This window comes from Mesorhizobium sp. WSM4815, assembly GCF_055811575.1.
Window position 1 is genome coordinate 1 of record NZ_JBVVQS010000016.1, and the last position, 257, is coordinate 257.

Sequence of the window (257 nt, forward strand, 5' to 3'; positions counted from 1 at the left end):
CGGCCCGGTAGGCGGGCCCCGCGCTGCGGAAGATGTCGGCAACCTCGATCGAGGCGCGCACGCTCAGCCGTCGGGTGAGATCTCTTCCGGCTTGAAGAGGCCAAGCTTGTCGAGCGGGCTCGTGACGGTGCGCACCGTGCGGGTTGCAACCTTGGTGTAGAAGGCGGTGCTATTTAGCTTGGCGTGCCCGAGCAGGACCTGGATGATCCGGATGTCGGTGCCGTCCTCCAGCAGGTGGGTGGCGAAGCTGTGGCGCA

At 66.5% G+C, this 257-nt stretch carries 1 protein-coding gene; it reads right to left on the reverse strand.

The annotated features are described in order from the left end of the window. Positions 1-63: 63 nt before the first annotated feature. On the reverse strand, positions 64-257 hold a 194-nt coding region (locus tag AC0L2B_RS00065; RefSeq protein WP_473743612.1), incomplete at its 5' end, for a tyrosine-type recombinase/integrase.